Genomic DNA, 15,416 nt, shown 5'->3' with positions numbered 1-15,416 from the left:
AAAGGGCGGCACCATGCCGCCCTTTTTTTCACGACGAGGACAAGATGTCCTTCAAGCGGTTCCGAAGGCACTGGCGCCATGGTCGGCGCGGCCCACCAATTGCCGGAAGCCGGCGAACAGCTCGCGGCCGAAACCGAATTCATTGCCGATGAGGTTGGCATCCGCCGTGCGGCGCAGCGCGAACTCCGTCCCCGACACCAGCACTTCCAGCGTGCCGGCATCGGCATCGAGGCGGATGATGTCGCCCTCGTGGATCCTGGCGATCGGCCCGTCCTCGACCGCCTCCGGCGTCACATGGATCGCCGCCGGCACCTTGCCGGACGCGCCCGACATGCGCCCGTCGGTCACCAGCGCCACGCGCTGGCCGCGGTCCTGCAGGATGCCGAGCACGGTGGTCAGCTTGTGCAGCTCCGGCATGCCGTTGGCCTTCGGCCCCTGGAAGCGGATGACCGCGATGAAATCGCCGGTCAAAGTGCCGGCCTTGAACGCCTCGTTCAGCCCCTGCTGGCTGTCGAAAACCTTGGCCGGCGCCTCGATGAGGCGCCGCTCCGGCTTCACCGCGGAAGTCTTGATGACGGCATGGCCGAGATTGCCCGCAAGCACCTTCAGCCCGCCGGTCGGCTGGAACGCCTTGGCGAAAGGCGCCAGCACTTTTTCGTCGCCGCTCTCCAGCGGCGAGGCCTGGCGCACCACGCTGCCGTCTTCGCCGAGCCTGGCCTCGACCGCATAGGGCCTGAGACCTTCGCCCCACACCGTCTGCACGTCCTCGTGCAGGATGCCTTCGTCGAGCAGCTCGCGGATCAGGAAGCCCAACCCGCCCGCCGCGTGGAAGTGGTTCACGTCGGCAAGGCCGTTCGGATAGACCCGCGCCAAAAGCGGCACGGCTTCCGACAAGTCGGAAATATCCTGCCAGGTAATGGCGATACCGGCCGCCGCCGCCATGGCGATCAAATGGATGGTGTGGTTGGTCGACCCGCCGGTGGTATGCAGGCCGACGACACCGTTGACGATCGAGCGCTCGTCGATCATGCGGCCGACCGGCGTATAGGCATTGCCGAGCGCGGTGATCGCCAGTGCCCGCTTCGTCGCCTCGCGGGTCAGCGCGTCGCGCAGCGGCGTGCCGGGATTGACGAACGACGCGCCCGGCGTATGCAGGCCCATGATCTCCATCAGCATCTGGTTGGAGTTGGCGGTGCCGTAAAAGGTGCAGGTGCCCGGCCCGTGATAGGATTTGGACTCGGCCTCGAGCAGTTCGGCCCGCCCGGCCTTGCCCTCGGCATAGAGCTGGCGAACCTTGGCCTTCTCGTCGTTGGGCAGGCCCGTCGTCATCGGCCCGGCCGGCACGAACACCGCCGGCAGGTGGCCGAAGGTCAGTGCCGCGATCACCAGTCCCGGCACGATCTTGTCGCAGACGCCGAGATAGACGGCGGCATCGAACATGTTGTGCGACAGGCCGATGGCGGCCGCCATGGCGATCACGTCGCGTGAAAACAGCGACAGCTCCATGCCGGGCTGTCCCTGCGTGACGCCGTCGCACATTGCCGGCACGCCGCCGGCCACCTGGGCGATGCCGCCGGCCTCGCGCGCCGCTTCCTTGATAAGCGCCGGAAACGTCTCGAACGGCTGATGCGCCGACAGCATGTCGTTGTAGGAGGTGATGATGCCGAGGTTCGGCACCCGGTCGCCGCCGAGCGCCAGCTTTTCCGATGGGCTGCAGACGGCAAAGCCATGCGCGAGGTTGCCGCAGGACAGCACGGCCCGGTTGGCAGTGCGGTTCGAGGCCTCGGCGATGCGGCCGAGATAGCGTTCGCGACCTGGCTTGGAGCGCTGGCGGATACGTTCGGTGATGGCTTCGATGTCGCGTCTGGCTGTCATGGCGGTCGGTCCTTTCAAGTCCCGGAAAACATCCTCCCACCGTCTGCCGGGACCATTGGCGAGTTGAAAATCAGGGTGCCCAGAAAACCTCTACGGCCCTGGGCGCCGCCTCGAGCACGGCGCGGATCGGTCTCGGCGGGCCCGGTCTCATGGCGTTCTCAAAGGCGCTGCGTTTTTCCTGGCCTTCTATATGGAGCGCGATGAAGCCGGCGGCGACGATACGCGCCAGCGACAGCGTCAGCCGAGGCTCGCCGGCACTGGCCGCGTGGACCGGCAGAACGATCCTTGGCGAGGACGGGTCGAGCAATGTCGCCAGATCGTCCGCGTCGGGAAAGAACGAGGCGGTGTGGCCGTCGCCACCCATGCCGAGCACGACGACGTCGAGCGGCCAGGGCAGCAACTGCAATGCCGCGTCGTCCGACGCCGCGGCGGTCTCGATGCTTGTCGCCTCATGGTAGAGCGGCACGAAACGTGCGGCCGCGGCCGCGTTCTGCAGTAGGTTCGCGGCCACCAGCCCGGCGTTCGAGCGCGGCGAGGAGGCCGGCACGAAACGCTCGTCGACCAGCGTCACCGTGATCTTGTCCCAAGCGATCGGAATTTGAGAGAGCGCGGCGAAGAACTTCGCCGGCGTCGTGCCGCCGGAGACGGCGAGCAAGCCGGTGCCGCGCTCGGCGATCGCCCTGGTCAGGCGGCCCGCGACAAGGCCGGCGAGTGCCGCCGCCAGTTCCGGGCGATCGGTGAAGCCGTTCCAGCTAAAGGTGGTGTCGCTCAATTGCTCTCGTGCCATGTCCGCCCGTCGCGTTCGATCAGCGCAATCGAGGCCGATGGCCCCCATGTGCCGGCCGTATAGCCTTGCGCTTCCTGCCTGGCGCTCTCCCAGGCGTTCTGGATCGGGTCGATCCACTTCCATGCCGCCTCGACCTCGTCGCGGCGCATGAACAGCGTCTGATTGCCGCGCACGACATCCATGATCAGCCGCTCATAGGCGTCCGGCGCGCGGCCGTCGAAGGACTGCGCGAAGCTCATGTCGAGCGGGATCTGGCGCAGCCGCATGCCGCCCGGACCGGGATCCTTGATCATGATGAACTGCTTGACGCCTTCGTCGGGCTGCAGCCGGATGACCAGCTGGTTGGCGAAGATCGGCCCGGCGCTGTCGCCGAAGATCGAGTGCGGGATCGGCTTGAACTCGATGACGATTTCCGAAACCCGGGTCGCTAGCCTTTTGCCGGTCCGCAGATAGAAGGGAACGCCCGACCAGCGCCAGTTGCCGATCTCGGCCTTGATGGCGACGAAAGTCTCGGTGTTGCTGTCCTGGCCGAGTTCCTCGACATAGCCTTTCACCGGCCCGCCGGCCGAGGCGCCGGCGCGATACTGGCCGCGCACCGTTTGCTTCGGCGCCTCGTTGCCGTTGACGCGCTTCAGTGCCCTCAGCACCTTCAGCTTTTCGTCGCGCACCGCGTCGGCGTCCATCGAGGACGGCGCCTCCATGGCGACAAGGCAGAGCAACTGCAGCATGTGGTTCTGCACCATGTCGCGCAGCGCGCCGGCCTTGTCGTAATAGGTGACGCGGTCTTCCAGGCCGACCGTTTCTGCGACCGTGATCTGCACATGGTCGACATTGGCCGAGTTCCACAGCGGCTCGTAGAGCGCGTTGGCGAAACGCAGCGCCATCAGGTTCTGCACCGTCTCCTTGCCGAGATAGTGGTCGATGCGGAAGATCTGGCTTTCGTGGAAATCGTCGCCGACCAAATCGTTGAGTGCGCGTGCCGAAGCGAGGTCGCGCCCGATCGGCTTCTCCAGCACGATGCGCGAATTCGGCGTGATCAAATTGTGCTCTTTCAGCTTGTGCGAGATGTCGCCGAACAGCGCCGGCGCCACCGCCAGGTAGAAGGCGCGGATGCGGTCACTGTCGCCGATCGCCTTCTTCAGCTTGTCAAAGCCGGCCCCTGTGGTCGCGTCGGCAGAGACATAGGACAGCCGCGCCAGAAAGGTCTTCAGCTCCTTGGCGTCGATATCGGCTGGTTTCACATGATCAGAAATCGCCTGCTTGGCGAAGGCCTGGAATTCCTCGTCGGTCATCTTCGAGCGCGAGGTGCCGATGATCCGGGTCGGCTCGGAAAACTGGTGGTCGCGCTGGCGATGGTAGAGCGAGGGCAGGAGCTTGCGTTCCGACAGGTCGCCGGTGCCGCCGAAAATGATGAAGTCGAAGGGATCGACGGGAATGATCTGGCTGGTCATGGTCTGTCCGCTTTGACACCGGTCGCATTGACGGGGCTGATATAATCTAATCGATTTAAATATTCCAGTGCCATGGTGTCACATCTAAGTGCTGGAGCGTGCCCCTTGACACTGGCACAAGCCGGAGGTCTGTCGACGGACGATGGTTCCGGGCGGCCTTCGCACCTGCAACATAGAGCGGGATTGTGACGAAAGCCAAAGGAGAAATTGGCGTTTGCCGCACATCTTTCGAGGGCCGGCGCAATGGGTTGTCTTCAACATGGGTGAGAAAAGCATGCGCCTGGAAAACAAGGTCGCCATCATCACGGGTGCGGCGTCGGGCTTCGGCGAAGGCATGGCCAGGCGCTTTGCCGAAGAAGGCGCCAAAATCGTTGTCGCCGACCTCAATGCCAGGGGCGCCGAACGCGTCGCCGCCGAGATCGGCAAGGCCGCGATCTGGACCCAGACCGACGTTTCGCTGCGGCCCGAATTCGATGAGATGGTCTATGCCGCAAAGAGCGCCTTCGGCCGCATCGACATCATGGTCAACAATGCCGGCTACACGCACCGCAACGGCGACATGCTCGATGTCAGCGAGGAGACCTTCGACCTGATCACTGCCGTCAACATGAAGGCGATCTACCACGCGGCACTCGCGGTGGTGCCGATCATGGAGCGGCAAGGCGGCGGCGTCATCCTGACCACCGCCTCCACGGCCGGTCTCAGGCCCCGGCCCGGCCTCACCTGGTACAACGCATCGAAAGGCTGGGCGATCACCGCGACCAAGTCGATGGCGGTCGAACTCGCGCCGAAGAACATCCGCGTCAACTGCCTCTGTCCAGTCGCCGGCGAGACCGGCATGCTGGAGAAATTCATGGGTGCCGATACGCCCGAGATCCGCGAGAAGTTCCGCGCGTCGATCCCGCTCGGCCGTCTCTCGACGCCGCTCGATATCGCCAACGCGGCGCTCTGGCTGGCCTCGGACGAGGCCGCCTTCATCACCGGCGTGGCGCTGGAGGTCGATGGCGGGCGCTGCATCTGAGCTGGCTTGACGGGATGTTGCCCGGCTCCAGTTTGACTTGTTCGTCCGGTGAAAGGCATAAACGTCCGGGGTAGGGGTCGGCGCGATGAACGCGAAACTGCGCAAAATTCGCGAGACGCTGGGCCAGTGGCTCAAGGTCTACAGGGCGAAGCGCGCCCGCGCGAAAAGCAAGGCAACCTTCATCGGTATAACCGGCAGTTCGGCCAAGTCGACGACCGCCAGCCTGCTCGGGCACATACTGGCTGGCTATCGCCCGACCTATACGCAGGTTCTTGCCCTCAAGACACTGTTCCCGGGCGAGCATTTCTGGCTGCCGACGGCCGCTGCAGTTGCGACCGCGCTGGAGCTGGGCGTGCCGCCGCAGATCGTGGCGGCGAGAGCGGCGACATTACAGCCGCTGGCAAATCGCTCCCAGGTACTCGTCACCGAGGGCGGGCCGCATTTCCTCGTCGACGCCGCCAAGGCGCCCTGGCATTCGATCAATCTCGCCCTCGACATGATGGCCAAGGCCACCGTTGCCAGGAAGCGCATCGTTCTCGGCCAGATATCAGACTATGCGGGCTCGACCAGAAAATACCACTACGCCTACAAGAGCGCGCGCGAGATCGCCGATCAGGTGATCTATACCGGCGACAACGCGCATCGCTCGAAGGCTGATCAAGCCGATCGCGACAGCGGCCGGTTCCTGGAGCTGCGCACGCCGAAGCAGGTATCGGACCACATCAAGGCCACAGCCGTCGAGGGTGAACTGATCCTGCTCAAAAGCTCCCCCAAACTTCATCTGGAGAGGATTGCTCTTGCCTGGACCCACGATGTCAAATGCTGGGTTCCTAACTGTGGCAAGCGCGAAGGGTGCGAAGGATGCGGCCTGTTCGAGGTGCCGTTCGAGGAACATCGCGACTATGTCAGGAAGCGCAAGCGAGCCAAACGACGGCGACGGTTCCTGCGGCTCATCGGCAGGTGACCGCACAAGAGGCTTGCGGGAAGGAGTCAGGCGCCGGTCTTGACATAGGTCTTGTAGACCCAGCCGCGCTTGCCGTTATAGACGATCTGGCACCATTTCTTGCAGCTTATGACTTGCACCGAAGTCTTGGCTGGCACGGTGAGCATGGCGGCCGCTTTCTGTTTCGGACCGGCCCGCATCGTGACCGCCCTGAGGATACGTCCGGTGGCGGCCGCGCTCGCTTTTTGTGGCTTGGCCTGGGCCTGGCTGTCGTCAGCTTGGCCCGCGGCCGCTGCCGCGACCTGCGGCTTTGGCGTGGGAATGGCGGCGGTCTGCGCGCCGTCCATGCTGTCGTCGGTCGCTGCATCCTCTGGTGCGGCGACTGCGGACAGCGCAGTCGTCGCGTCGTTGTTTTTCGCTGCCGGCTCGGCGAAGGCCGCCACCGACGGCTTAACGCTATCGTCCGTTGGCTGGCTCGCCGCCTGCCGGGAGGCGGCGGCTGCCGTGCTGGAGGGGGCAGGCGCTGCTTCCGTGTTCGCATCGGACCAGCGCGGGTCATTGGCCGCCAGCGCCGGGATATTGGCCTCCTTGGCCGCCACCGCCGGTGAAACCGCATCGGCCTTGCGCGCTGCCTGCGGTGCCGCCGCAGCCACAGTCGTGTTCGCGGTCAGGGGCGCAATCTTTGTTGTTTTCACCGGAACGGCTGGAACGGTCTGCTCGGGGCTCGCGATCGCTTGCCGGTCGTTGGCCGGCAATGCCAACCACAGCGCCACGCCCGCCACGCCAAGCAGTGCGGCGGTGCCGACGGCCGCAATCACCAGATGTGAGTTCGAGCGGACGCCCTGCCAGAAGGAGGGCCGCATCTCATAACCGAACTGCATGGCGAAGCGCCGCCGTTCCGGCGCACCGAAACCGAAGGGCTCGTTCACTCCACTACCTCCAACATACGGGCCGACGTTCTTTCGATCGGCGCCGAAATACGGCTTTCGATCGGCATCGGTCCCAAAAACCTAAGCGGGCAAGCCCGCGGAAGTCCCCGTTTGATAGCCCAGAACCGATACCTTTTGCCGGCGATTGTGGCATCAGTGCGCCCTAACCGGGAATTTTGCACACTTGTTAAGGATTCTGCAACGTGTCGCTGGGGCAAGCCAACAGCAGACTTAACAGTCTGATTCCGCGCGGAGATGCCTTTTCTAGATCCTGTCCCGCAGCGCAAACCAGTTGAGCGCCAGGAACAGCAGCGGCGTGCGAAAACGCCGACCGCCGGGGAAGGGCGGTATCTTCAGGTCCTCGATCAGCTTCAGCCGGTCGCGATTGCCGGCGACGGTTTCGGCATAGAGCTTGCCGAAGAAGTGGGACAGCATGACGCCGTGGCCGGAATAGCCACCGGCCGAGATGACGTTCGGCATCACCTCGCGCACAAACGGTTTGCGCGGCACCGTGATGCCGACATAACCGCCCCAGCCATGGGTGATCTCGACGTCCTTCAAATCGGGATAGAGCTCCGAGATCTGCCGGCGGATGTGGATATGGATGTCCTGCGGATCGTTGACGGCATAGATCTCGCGCCCGCCGAACAGCAGACGGCCGTCCCTGGTCCGGCGGAAATAACGCACGACGAAGCGGGAATCGTCGACTGCCTCGCCGCCCGGAAGGACTTTCGAATCCACCCCCAGCGGCACCGTAGCGCCGATGAAGGAGCCGATCGGCATGATGTGCGCGGCGCTCACCGGCTCAAGCGTGCCGCCATAGGCGTTGACGCCGATCAGGCATTTCTGGGCAGTGATCGTGCCCTTCGGTGTCGTGACCCTCACCTTGCCGCCACTGGAGCTGATGCCGGTCGACGGCGTTTGCTCGAACAGCTGAGCGCCCGCTTCCGCCGCCACCCTTGCCGTGCCGATCACCAGCTTCAGCGGCTGGATATGCCCTGTGCCGGTGTCGCGCGTGCCACCGAAATAGGCGGTCGAACCCAGCCGCTCCGCCGTCTCCTTGGCGTTCATGAAGGCGATATGCGGATAGCTGAAGCGGGTCGCCATGATCTCGGCATGCGCCTTGTAGTCGTCGACGTAGCGCTGCTTGTGCGCCACCGACAGCTGGCCCGGCATGTAGTCGATCTCGATGTTGTTGACTGCAGCGAATTCGAGCAGATGCGCCTTGGCCTCTTCGGCAAGGTCGAACAGCGCTTTGGCGCGGGAAAACCCGTATTCGGCCTCCAGTTCCTCGGCCCAGGCGCGCTGACCGGTGCCGAGCTGGCCGCCATTGCGGCCGGATGCGCCGTCGCCAAAGCGGTGCGCGTCGATGAGCACGACATTGCTGCCTGCCTTGGCCAGATGCGCCGCCGCCGACAGCCCGGTGAAGCCGCCACCGATAATGACGACGTCGCATGTCCGGTCGCCGTCCAGCGCCGGATATTCCGGCCGCGGTCCAGCCGTATCCTCGTACCAGGATCGCCCTGGCGAAATCGGAGATTGATAATTCATGATCGGTCAGACGTTGAGCAGCAAATACTCCCGCTCCCACGGGCTGATCACTTCCATGAAGGTCTCGAATTCTGCCCGCTTGATCGCCGCATAGGTTGCGGTGAACGACTTGCCGAGAAGGGCGCCGAGCTCTTCGTCCGCCTCGAACAGGTCGACGGCTTCGAGCAGGCCGCGCGGCAGGTCGATCTCGTCTTCATTGGCGGTGGTCAGCACCGGCGGCTCGGCCTTGACCTTGTTGGTCATGCCGATCAGCCCGCAGGCCAGCGACGCGGCCAGCGCCAGATAGGGATTGGCGTCCGAGGAGGGGATACGGTTTTCGACGCGCCGCGCCGCCGGATCGGAGCGCGGTACACGGAAGGCCGTGGTGCGGTTGTCATAGCCCCATTTGTTGTTGACCGGCGCCGACGCCGCCTGCGTCAGCCGGCGATAGGAATTCACATAGGGCGCGAACATCACCAGCGCGTTCGGCACATGCTTCTGCATGCCGCCGATGAAGTGGAAGAAGGCGTCCGTTTCCGAACCGTCCTCGGCCGAGAAGACGTTGCGGCCGGTCTTCTTGTCGATGATCGACTGGTGGATGTGCATGGCCGAGCCGGGCTGGCCCTGGATCGGCTTGGCCATGAAGGTGGCGTAGATCTCATGCTTCAGCGCCGCCTCGCGGATGGTGCGCTTGAACATGAAGACCTGGTCGGCGAGCTCGATCGGATCGCCATGGCGCAAATTGATCTCGAGCTGACCGGCGCCCTCCTCATGGATCAGCGTGTCGATCTCCAGGCCCTGGCTCTCAGAGAAATGGTAGATGTCGTCGATCAGCTCGTCGAATTCGTTGACGCCGGCGATCGAATAGCCGGCGCCACCGCCGATAGGCCGCCCTGAGCGCCCGACCGGCGGCGTCAGCGGATAATCCGGATCGGGGTTCTTGCGCACCAGGTAGAATTCGATCTCAGGCGCCACCACCGGCTTCAGCCCGCGCTTGTCATAGGCGGCCAGCACGCGCTTGAGCACGTTACGCGGCGTGAATTCGACCGAGCGGCCGTCCTGGTGGACGAGGTCGCAGATCACCGCGGCCGTCGGATCCTCTTCCCACGGCACCACGGTCAGTGTCGAAAGGTCGGGCATCAGTTTGAGGTCGCCGTCGTCCTCCGGATAGTGGAAGCCGTTGCCGTCCTCCGGGTAACCGCCGGAAATGGTCGTCATGAACACCGCCGAAGGCAACGCCAGCGAGGTGTTGGAGGTGAATTTCTTCGACGGCATCATCTTGCCGCGGGCGACGCCGGCCTGGTCCGGCGTGATGCATTCGATGTCTTCGATGCCGCGCCATTCCAGCCAGGCGCTGACTTCCTTCCAGTTCTTGACGCCACGTTGGTTTTTCACAAAGGCAGGCGTACGGACGCGTCCTCCGCGGCTCGACGGACGGACTTCCTTTTTCGCAGGCGGCATCATTCACCAGATTGGGTTGCGGATTTTGGAGTATAGCCGGGGCCGGTGATGGAAGGGAAGGGGAGCCGGTTGCCGTTCGCTCCGCCAGTTGAAAATCGCTGCAGGCGGCTTAGGTTTCGGCGACCCGCAGACTCGGGCGGTCCCAGGTGGAAGGCGTCGAATGCAAGACAGTCCAAAATTGACCACGATCGGCTTCGATGCCGACGACACGCTGTGGCAGAACGAGCAGTTCTTCCGCATGACCGAGAAGCGCTTCGCGGGGCTGCTCGCCGATCACGGCGAGGCCGCGCACATTTCGGCGAGACTGCTGGAGGCCGAGAGGCGCAACCTTGGCGTCTACGGTTTCGGCATCAAGGGGTTCACCTTGTCGATGATCGAGACGGCGATCGAAATCACCGAGGGCCGCGTGCCGGGGCCCGTCATTGCTGAAATCCTCGCCGCCGGCCGCGACATGCTCAGTCACCCGATCGAGCCGCTTCCCCATGCGCGCGAGACGGTAGAGAGACTTGCCGGCGCCTATCGCCTGGTGCTGATCACCAAGGGCGATCTCTTCGACCAGGAGCGCAAGCTGGCACAATCGGGTCTGGGCGATCTGTTCGATGCCGTCGAGATCGTTAGCGACAAGAGCGCTGCCACCTACACCAGGATCTTCGGCCGCCATGGCGACGGTCCTGAGAAGAGCATGATGGTCGGCAACTCGCTGAAGTCCGATGTGGTGCCGGCCATCGAGGCCGGCAGCTGGGGCATCCACGTGCCGCATGAATTAACCTGGGTGCTCGAACATGTCGAGCCGCCGGCGGCCGCGCCGCGCTTTCGCCAGATCGCCGATCTCGGCGAACTGCCCGCCCTGGTCGAGAGCATCACGACGTCAGGCTGATGGCGTCGCCGCCATTGAACCGGCCGCCGCAAATTCAAGCCGTCAGCTGCGGCACAATCCGATCAACCGGTCGATCACCGGTTGCAGTCTCTCGGGTGTAATCGGCTTGGCGACCACGACGTCGATGACGCTCGACAGGCCCAGGCTCTCCGGCGTGCCATTTTTGGTTGAAAGCAGGACCACCGAGGGTAGTGCCCTGCCCGACGTGCGCCGCAGCGCATCGATGCCGGACAGCAGCATGTCGCAGTCCTTGTTGTCGGCTCCGCCATCCAGCACGATCGCGCCGGGGATGAGCGAACGCAGCGCCTTCGCCGCCGTCTCGGGCGATTCCGAGATCGGCTTGAGCCCGGATTTCTCGACGATTTTCGAAACCACGACCCGGTTGATCGGTGATTTCCCAACGACGAGCACCTGTGAGAAGTCCGTTACCATCTCGATGCTCGCGCCGCGTTCCGACAGATTGAGGTGTTTTACAGTCCTGGTCTCGCGATTCAAAGGGGACATGGGCGGGCGGGCACTCATCTCTGTTTCAATGCAGGGTTGAAACTTGCGACACAAATGGCGTGAGATCAATGCCGGTGTCAAGCTGAAACGGCAGGCATCTACAATATTGCAAGAAAAGCTAAAATTTAGTGCAAGTTCTATTCCTGGCAGTAGTGCCAGAACGAAAGTCGCCCGCGCGTAACCGCGCGGGCGAGACTGCATTCGCCGAAGCACGCCCGCGAAGCGAGCGCGCTGAGGATTTGGTCAGCCGTGGCTCTGCTGGGTGACGATCACCGGGATCAGAAGGTCACCCCAGTTGCCGTCGCCGCCATGGTGCCGAGCCGAACGCACGAGCTCGACCGAGACGCCGGCTTCGACCGCCTTCATGACCGACTGGTTGAGCCTGTGCAAATCATTGGCCAGCATGCGGATGGTCGCCTGCTGGTCGACGCTCATCGTGGTCGACTGTTCTTCGGCTCGTTCCTTGACGCGGCTTATCGATGCCATTGGTCTTCTCCTTCTTATCCTTTGCCCTCTCGGGCGTTTCCTCTGGTTGTCTTGCCTTGTTATTCCGCTGCTGGCTTGAACTGGGCGTGCTCGGTCGATTCATGCATGGCCGTCGTTGAAGATTGGCCACCGGTGATCGCCATCGACACGGCGTCGAAATAGCCGGTGCCGACCTCGCGCTGGTGCTTGGTCGCGGTGTAGCCGTGGACCTCCGCCGCAAACTCGGCCTCCTGCAATTCCGAATAGGCCGCCATCTGCCGCGCCTTGTAGCCGCGAGCCAGTTCGAACATGCCGAAATTGAGCTGGTGGAAACCGGCCAGCGTGATGAACTGGAACTTGTAGCCCATGGCGCCGAGTTCCCGCTGGAATTTGGCGATGGTCGCGTCGTCGAGGTTCTTCTTCCAGTTGAACGACGGCGAGCAATTATAGGCGAGCAGCTTGCCCGGGTGATGCTTGCGCACGCCGTCGGCGAACTTCTTGGCCTGGGCCAGGTCGGGCTTCGAGGTCTCGCACCAGATCAGGTCCGCGTAAGGCGCGTAGGCGATGGCCCGCGCGATGCAGGGCTCGATGCCGTTCCTGACGTGATAGAAACCTTCCACCGTGCGGCCGGCATCGTAGTCGACAAACGGCTGGTCGCGCTCGTCGATGTCCGAGGTCAAAAGCTTTGCAGCTTCGGCGTCGGTGCGCGCGACGACCAGCGTCGGCGTGCCCATGACATCGGCCGCCAGGCGAGCCGCATTGAGATTGCGGATATGCGCCGCGGTCGGGATCAGCACCTTGCCGCCGAGATGGCCGCACTTCTTTTCCGATGCCAACTGGTCCTCATAGTGGACGCCGGCAGCACCCGCCTCGATGAAGGCCTTCATGATCTCGAAGGCATTGAGAGGTCCGCCGAAGCCGGCTTCCGCGTCGGCGACGATCGGCGCGAACCAGGTGTCGACCGAAAGCCCCTTGCCTTCGGAGGTCTCGATCTGGTCGGCGCGCTGAAGAGTGCGGTTGATGCGCTTGACGAGTTCGGGTGCTGCATTAGCGGGATAGAGCGACTGGTCCGGATACATCGCCGACGCGGTGTTGGCGTCGGCCGCGACCTGCCATCCCGACAGATAGATCGCCTTCAGCCCGGCGCGAACCTGCTGCATGGCCTGGTTGCCCGACATGGCGCCGAGCGCATTGACGAAATCCTCCTCGTGGATGAGTTTCCACAACCGGTTGGCGCCCATTTCGGCGAGGCTCTGGCGGATCTGGACCGAACCGCGCAACCGCTTCACATCCTCCGGTGAATAGGGCCGTTCGATGCCGTCGAAGCGGCCTTCGGGCGCGGATGGGACGAGATTGTAAAAATCGGTCATTGGTCACTCCAAATCGTCAGATGCTGGTTTCGAGACGCCGCGCCGTGGTAGTTTCTGCGCCGCCTGTGTATGACATCTTTTACATTGCGGCGCGAAATGCGCGAGAAAAACCGCCGCAATGGCCGAAAAATTGAGGAAAACCTGTGTTGTGTTTGACAAGTCAGTGCAGTAAAATTGTAAAGAATGTCAAATTTGGGGGTCGTGGGAGTGGTCAGCCATTTGGTAAATTTATCGACTAAAGGGACGCTCTGATGTTTTGGCTCGTTCTAGCGGCAGGCGCTCCTTTCGGGTGGGCAATCAGCGCATTTCGGAGGCCGCAAACTATGTTTGCATCTGTCGATGCTGACTTCCTGAGGGCTTCGAGGCCGCCTGGGCTTGATCTGGTGGTTTCATTTTGCCTCATCCAGTCAGCGACCACCGCATTCCTGGCTGTGTTCGCTATCCAAAGGCCTGAGATGCGCCATGCGGTGGAAGCCCTTGTCACGTTGACTTCAACGGGGCTGCTCGTTGCTTCTTTGTTTGAATACCGTAAGTCGCGATCCAGACTGGCAAAAGCAGGTGCAATCTATGGATTGGCGGCAGCAGTGTTCCTTGTCGTCTACTGGCTTGGTCGAGCCTGAGTCAGGATTTGGGGCAACAAATCCATGGCCGACCAGAAAATCTTCGCCGGGCCGCGCATCCGCCGCATCCGCAACGCCAAGGGCCTGACCCAGACGGCGATGGCCGAAGGTCTGGGTATCTCGCCCTCCTACCTCAACCTCATCGAGCGCAACCAGCGGCCGCTGACGGTCCAGCTGATCCTGAGGCTGGCGTCCGTCTACAAGGTCGATCCGCATGAATTGCAGGGCGAGGCGAGGGGGTCGATATCGGCCTTGAAGGAAGTGTTCGGCGATCCGCTGCTTTCAGGCGAACTGCCCGGTGATCAGGAATTGATCGAGCTGGCCGAGGCCGCCCCCAACGCCTCGGCGGCGATGATCAAGCTTTTCCGCGCCTATCGCGAGCAGGCCGAGCGGCTTTCTGATCTCAGCGAACTTCTGGCACGCGAAGGCCGGGCCACCGCGCTCTCCGGCGCCCGTCTGCCGGTCGACGAGGTGCACGAGATTTTCGAACGCCGGCCGAACCACTTTTCCGCGCTCGAGGAGGAGGCCGAGGCCTTCACCGCGCTGCTCGATCCGGGCGACGACCTGTTCGGCGCGCTGAAGGCCTGGCTGAAGCGCGAATATGGCATCGTGGTCAAGGTGCTGCCGGTCGCCACCATGCCGAACTGGCGCCGCCGCTACGATCGCCATTCGCAGCGCCTGTTCCTGTCCGAGCGGCTGTCGCCGTTCGACCAGTTGCGCGAAGTGGCGATGGAGGCTTGCCTGATCCGCATGACGGTGGCGGTCGCCGGCGAGATTCAAGGCTTGAAGCTGACCACCGACGAGGCCCGCCGGCTCGCCCGCTTCGAGCTTGGCCGCTATGCGGCGCATGCCTTGATGATGCCCTATCAGGCCTTCCATTCGGCGGCGGTGCGCGCCCGCTACGACGTCGACGTGCTGCGTTCGCGTTTCGGCGTGTCCTTCGAACAGGCGGCGAACCGGCTGACCATGCTGCAGCGGCCGGGCGCCTCAGGGGTGCCGTTCTTCATGCTCGAGGTCGACAATGCCGGCAACCGCTTCCGCAAGGCGGGCAGCCAGGGCTTTCCGCAAAGCCGTTTCGGCGGCGGCTGCCCAAAGCTTCCCGTCCACGCCGCCTTCACGCTGCCGGGCCAGATCCTTGTCGAGGCGGTGGAGATGCCCGACGGCGCCGAATTTCTCTGCATCGCCCGCACGCTGGAAGGCCCGCAAGGCTCGTTCTCGGAACGCCCGCGGCGCACCGCGCTACTCCTGGCCTGCGATATCGGTTTTCGCGACGAGATCGTCTATGGCGCGGCCCTTCCGGGGCCAGCCTTAAGCGGCAAGGCCGGGCAGAGCGCTGCCCCAGCCACGCCGGTCGGCCCCGCCTGTCGGCTCTGCGAACGCATCGGCTGCCTGGCTCGCGCCGAGCCGCCGGTGACACGCCCGCTCGGTCTCGACGAGATGGTGACGGGCCTGAGCGCTTTCGATTTTCAGTGAGGCGGTTCGCGACGGCATTCCGTTGTCACAACCGCCGCCAATCGGTGGACCTCGCCCAACCTTCGTCTTTGCCCTACGCAATTGAAGCACGTTTCTGTCGTCCATCGCGC

General features: G+C 63.7%; 14 protein-coding genes. 5 read left to right on the top strand and 9 right to left on the bottom strand.

Annotation, left to right across the window (positions count from 1 at the left end):
* Positions 1 to 51 precede the first annotated feature (51 nt).
* The 3 genes from edd to zwf form a co-directional block, all read right to left on the bottom strand.
* Positions 52 to 1,875 carry a phosphogluconate dehydratase gene (edd, locus tag D3227_RS22535; RefSeq protein ID WP_120016492.1) on the bottom strand — a complete coding sequence of 608 codons (1,824 nt, stop codon included), beginning with the start codon at positions 1,873 to 1,875 and terminating at the stop codon, positions 52 to 54.
* Between the two features lie 70 nt (positions 1,876 to 1,945).
* Complete coding sequence (gene pgl / locus D3227_RS22530; RefSeq protein ID WP_120016491.1) at positions 1,946 to 2,662, bottom strand: 6-phosphogluconolactonase; 717 nt, start codon at positions 2,660 to 2,662, stop codon at positions 1,946 to 1,948.
* Entirely contained in the window at positions 2,644 to 4,113 is a 1,470-nt protein-coding gene (gene zwf, locus D3227_RS22525) for a glucose-6-phosphate dehydrogenase (protein WP_120016490.1), read from the bottom strand. The genes pgl and zwf overlap by 19 nt, the downstream gene beginning before the upstream one ends.
* A 274-nt stretch (positions 4,114 to 4,387) precedes the next feature.
* On the opposite strand from zwf, the gene D3227_RS22520 reads away from it, so the two are divergent.
* The gene (locus D3227_RS22520; protein WP_120016519.1) at positions 4,388 to 5,134 is read left to right on the top strand and encodes an SDR family oxidoreductase; all 747 of its coding nucleotides are present in this window, start codon (positions 4,388 to 4,390) and stop codon (positions 5,132 to 5,134) included.
* 85 nt (positions 5,135 to 5,219) lie between these two features.
* The gene (locus D3227_RS22515; RefSeq protein ID WP_120016489.1) at positions 5,220 to 6,098 is read left to right on the top strand and encodes a UDP-N-acetylmuramoyl-tripeptide--D-alanyl-D-alanine ligase; all 879 of its coding nucleotides are present in this window, start codon (positions 5,220 to 5,222) and stop codon (positions 6,096 to 6,098) included.
* Positions 6,099 to 6,124: 26 nt separating this feature from the next.
* On the opposite strand, the gene D3227_RS22510 is transcribed toward D3227_RS22515, so the two are convergent.
* The 3 genes from D3227_RS22510 to D3227_RS22500 form a co-directional block, all read right to left on the bottom strand.
* A complete protein-coding gene (locus tag D3227_RS22510; RefSeq protein ID WP_120016488.1) occupies positions 6,125 to 7,006 on the bottom strand; it encodes an SH3 domain-containing protein in 882 nt (293 codons plus the stop codon).
* Between the two features lie 264 nt (positions 7,007 to 7,270).
* Positions 7,271 to 8,557: an NAD(P)/FAD-dependent oxidoreductase gene (locus tag D3227_RS22505; protein ID WP_120016487.1), complete on the bottom strand. Its 1,287-nt coding sequence runs from the start codon at positions 8,555 to 8,557 to the stop codon at positions 7,271 to 7,273.
* Positions 8,558 to 8,563: 6 nt separating this feature from the next.
* The gene (locus D3227_RS22500; RefSeq protein ID WP_167480800.1) at positions 8,564 to 10,000 is read right to left on the bottom strand and encodes a glutamine synthetase family protein; all 1,437 of its coding nucleotides are present in this window, start codon (positions 9,998 to 10,000) and stop codon (positions 8,564 to 8,566) included.
* Between the two features lie 157 nt (positions 10,001 to 10,157).
* On the opposite strand from D3227_RS22500, the gene D3227_RS22495 reads away from it, so the two are divergent.
* Positions 10,158 to 10,874 carry an HAD family hydrolase gene (locus tag D3227_RS22495; RefSeq protein WP_120016486.1) on the top strand — a complete coding sequence of 239 codons (717 nt, stop codon included), beginning with the start codon at positions 10,158 to 10,160 and terminating at the stop codon, positions 10,872 to 10,874.
* Positions 10,875 to 10,916: 42 nt separating this feature from the next.
* Here the strand turns inward: D3227_RS22495 and D3227_RS22490 are convergent, their stop codons facing one another.
* The 3 genes from D3227_RS22490 to aceA all read right to left on the bottom strand — a co-directional run bounded on the left by D3227_RS22490 (position 10,917) and on the right by aceA (position 13,213).
* Positions 10,917 to 11,378, bottom strand: a complete 462-nt coding sequence (locus D3227_RS22490; RefSeq protein WP_120016485.1) for a DNA-binding transcriptional response regulator — start codon at positions 11,376 to 11,378, stop codon at positions 10,917 to 10,919.
* A 243-nt stretch (positions 11,379 to 11,621) separates the two neighbouring features.
* Positions 11,622 to 11,864 (bottom strand): SMc00767 family acetate metabolism repressor, encoded by a 243-nt coding sequence (locus D3227_RS22485; RefSeq protein WP_006202762.1) that lies wholly within the window; start codon positions 11,862 to 11,864, stop codon positions 11,622 to 11,624.
* A 59-nt stretch (positions 11,865 to 11,923) separates the two neighbouring features.
* Positions 11,924 to 13,213, bottom strand: a complete 1,290-nt coding sequence (gene aceA / locus D3227_RS22480; protein WP_120016484.1) for an isocitrate lyase — start codon at positions 13,211 to 13,213, stop codon at positions 11,924 to 11,926.
* 323 nt (positions 13,214 to 13,536) lie between these two features.
* On the opposite strand from aceA, the gene D3227_RS22475 reads away from it, so the two are divergent.
* Both D3227_RS22475 and D3227_RS22470 read left to right on the top strand, forming a co-directional pair.
* A complete protein-coding gene (locus D3227_RS22475; protein ID WP_147377655.1) occupies positions 13,537 to 13,833 on the top strand; it encodes a hypothetical protein in 297 nt (98 codons plus the stop codon).
* A 24-nt stretch (positions 13,834 to 13,857) separates the two neighbouring features.
* A complete protein-coding gene (locus D3227_RS22470) occupies positions 13,858 to 15,306 on the top strand; it encodes a helix-turn-helix domain-containing protein (RefSeq protein ID WP_120016482.1) in 1,449 nt (482 codons plus the stop codon).
* The last annotated feature ends 110 nt before the right edge of the window (positions 15,307 to 15,416 follow it).

The organism is Mesorhizobium waimense, from assembly GCF_003601975.1.
GTDB classification, from domain to species: Bacteria; Pseudomonadota; Alphaproteobacteria; order Rhizobiales; family Rhizobiaceae; genus Mesorhizobium; species Mesorhizobium waimense.
This window is presented reverse-complemented; position numbering and strand designations above follow the sequence as displayed.

Excerpts from the sequence above, each read along its gene's own strand:
- edd (WP_120016492.1), bottom strand. The coding sequence starts at position 1,875 with ATGACAGCCAGACGCGACATCGAAGCCATCACCGAACGTATCCGCCAG.
- pgl (WP_120016491.1), bottom strand. The coding sequence starts at position 2,662 with ATGGCACGAGAGCAATTGAGCGACACCACCTTTAGCTGGAACGGCTTC.
- zwf (WP_120016490.1), bottom strand. The coding sequence starts at position 4,113 with ATGACCAGCCAGATCATTCCCGTCGATCCCTTCGACTTCATCATTTTC.
- D3227_RS22520 (WP_120016519.1), top strand. The coding sequence starts at position 4,388 with ATGCGCCTGGAAAACAAGGTCGCCATCATCACGGGTGCGGCGTCGGGC.
- D3227_RS22515 (WP_120016489.1), top strand. The coding sequence starts at position 5,220 with ATGAACGCGAAACTGCGCAAAATTCGCGAGACGCTGGGCCAGTGGCTC.
- D3227_RS22505 (WP_120016487.1), bottom strand. The coding sequence starts at position 8,557 with ATGAATTATCAATCTCCGATTTCGCCAGGGCGATCCTGGTACGAGGAT.
- D3227_RS22500 (WP_167480800.1), bottom strand. The coding sequence starts at position 10,000 with ATGATGCCGCCTGCGAAAAAGGAAGTCCGTCCGTCGAGCCGCGGAGGA.
- D3227_RS22495 (WP_120016486.1), top strand. The coding sequence starts at position 10,158 with ATGCAAGACAGTCCAAAATTGACCACGATCGGCTTCGATGCCGACGAC.
- D3227_RS22490 (WP_120016485.1), bottom strand. The coding sequence starts at position 11,378 with ATGTCCCCTTTGAATCGCGAGACCAGGACTGTAAAACACCTCAATCTG.
- D3227_RS22485 (WP_006202762.1), bottom strand. The coding sequence starts at position 11,864 with ATGGCATCGATAAGCCGCGTCAAGGAACGAGCCGAAGAACAGTCGACC.
- aceA (WP_120016484.1), bottom strand. The coding sequence starts at position 13,213 with ATGACCGATTTTTACAATCTCGTCCCATCCGCGCCCGAAGGCCGCTTC.
- D3227_RS22475 (WP_147377655.1), top strand. The coding sequence starts at position 13,537 with ATGTTTGCATCTGTCGATGCTGACTTCCTGAGGGCTTCGAGGCCGCCT.
- D3227_RS22470 (WP_120016482.1), top strand. The coding sequence starts at position 13,858 with ATGGCCGACCAGAAAATCTTCGCCGGGCCGCGCATCCGCCGCATCCGC.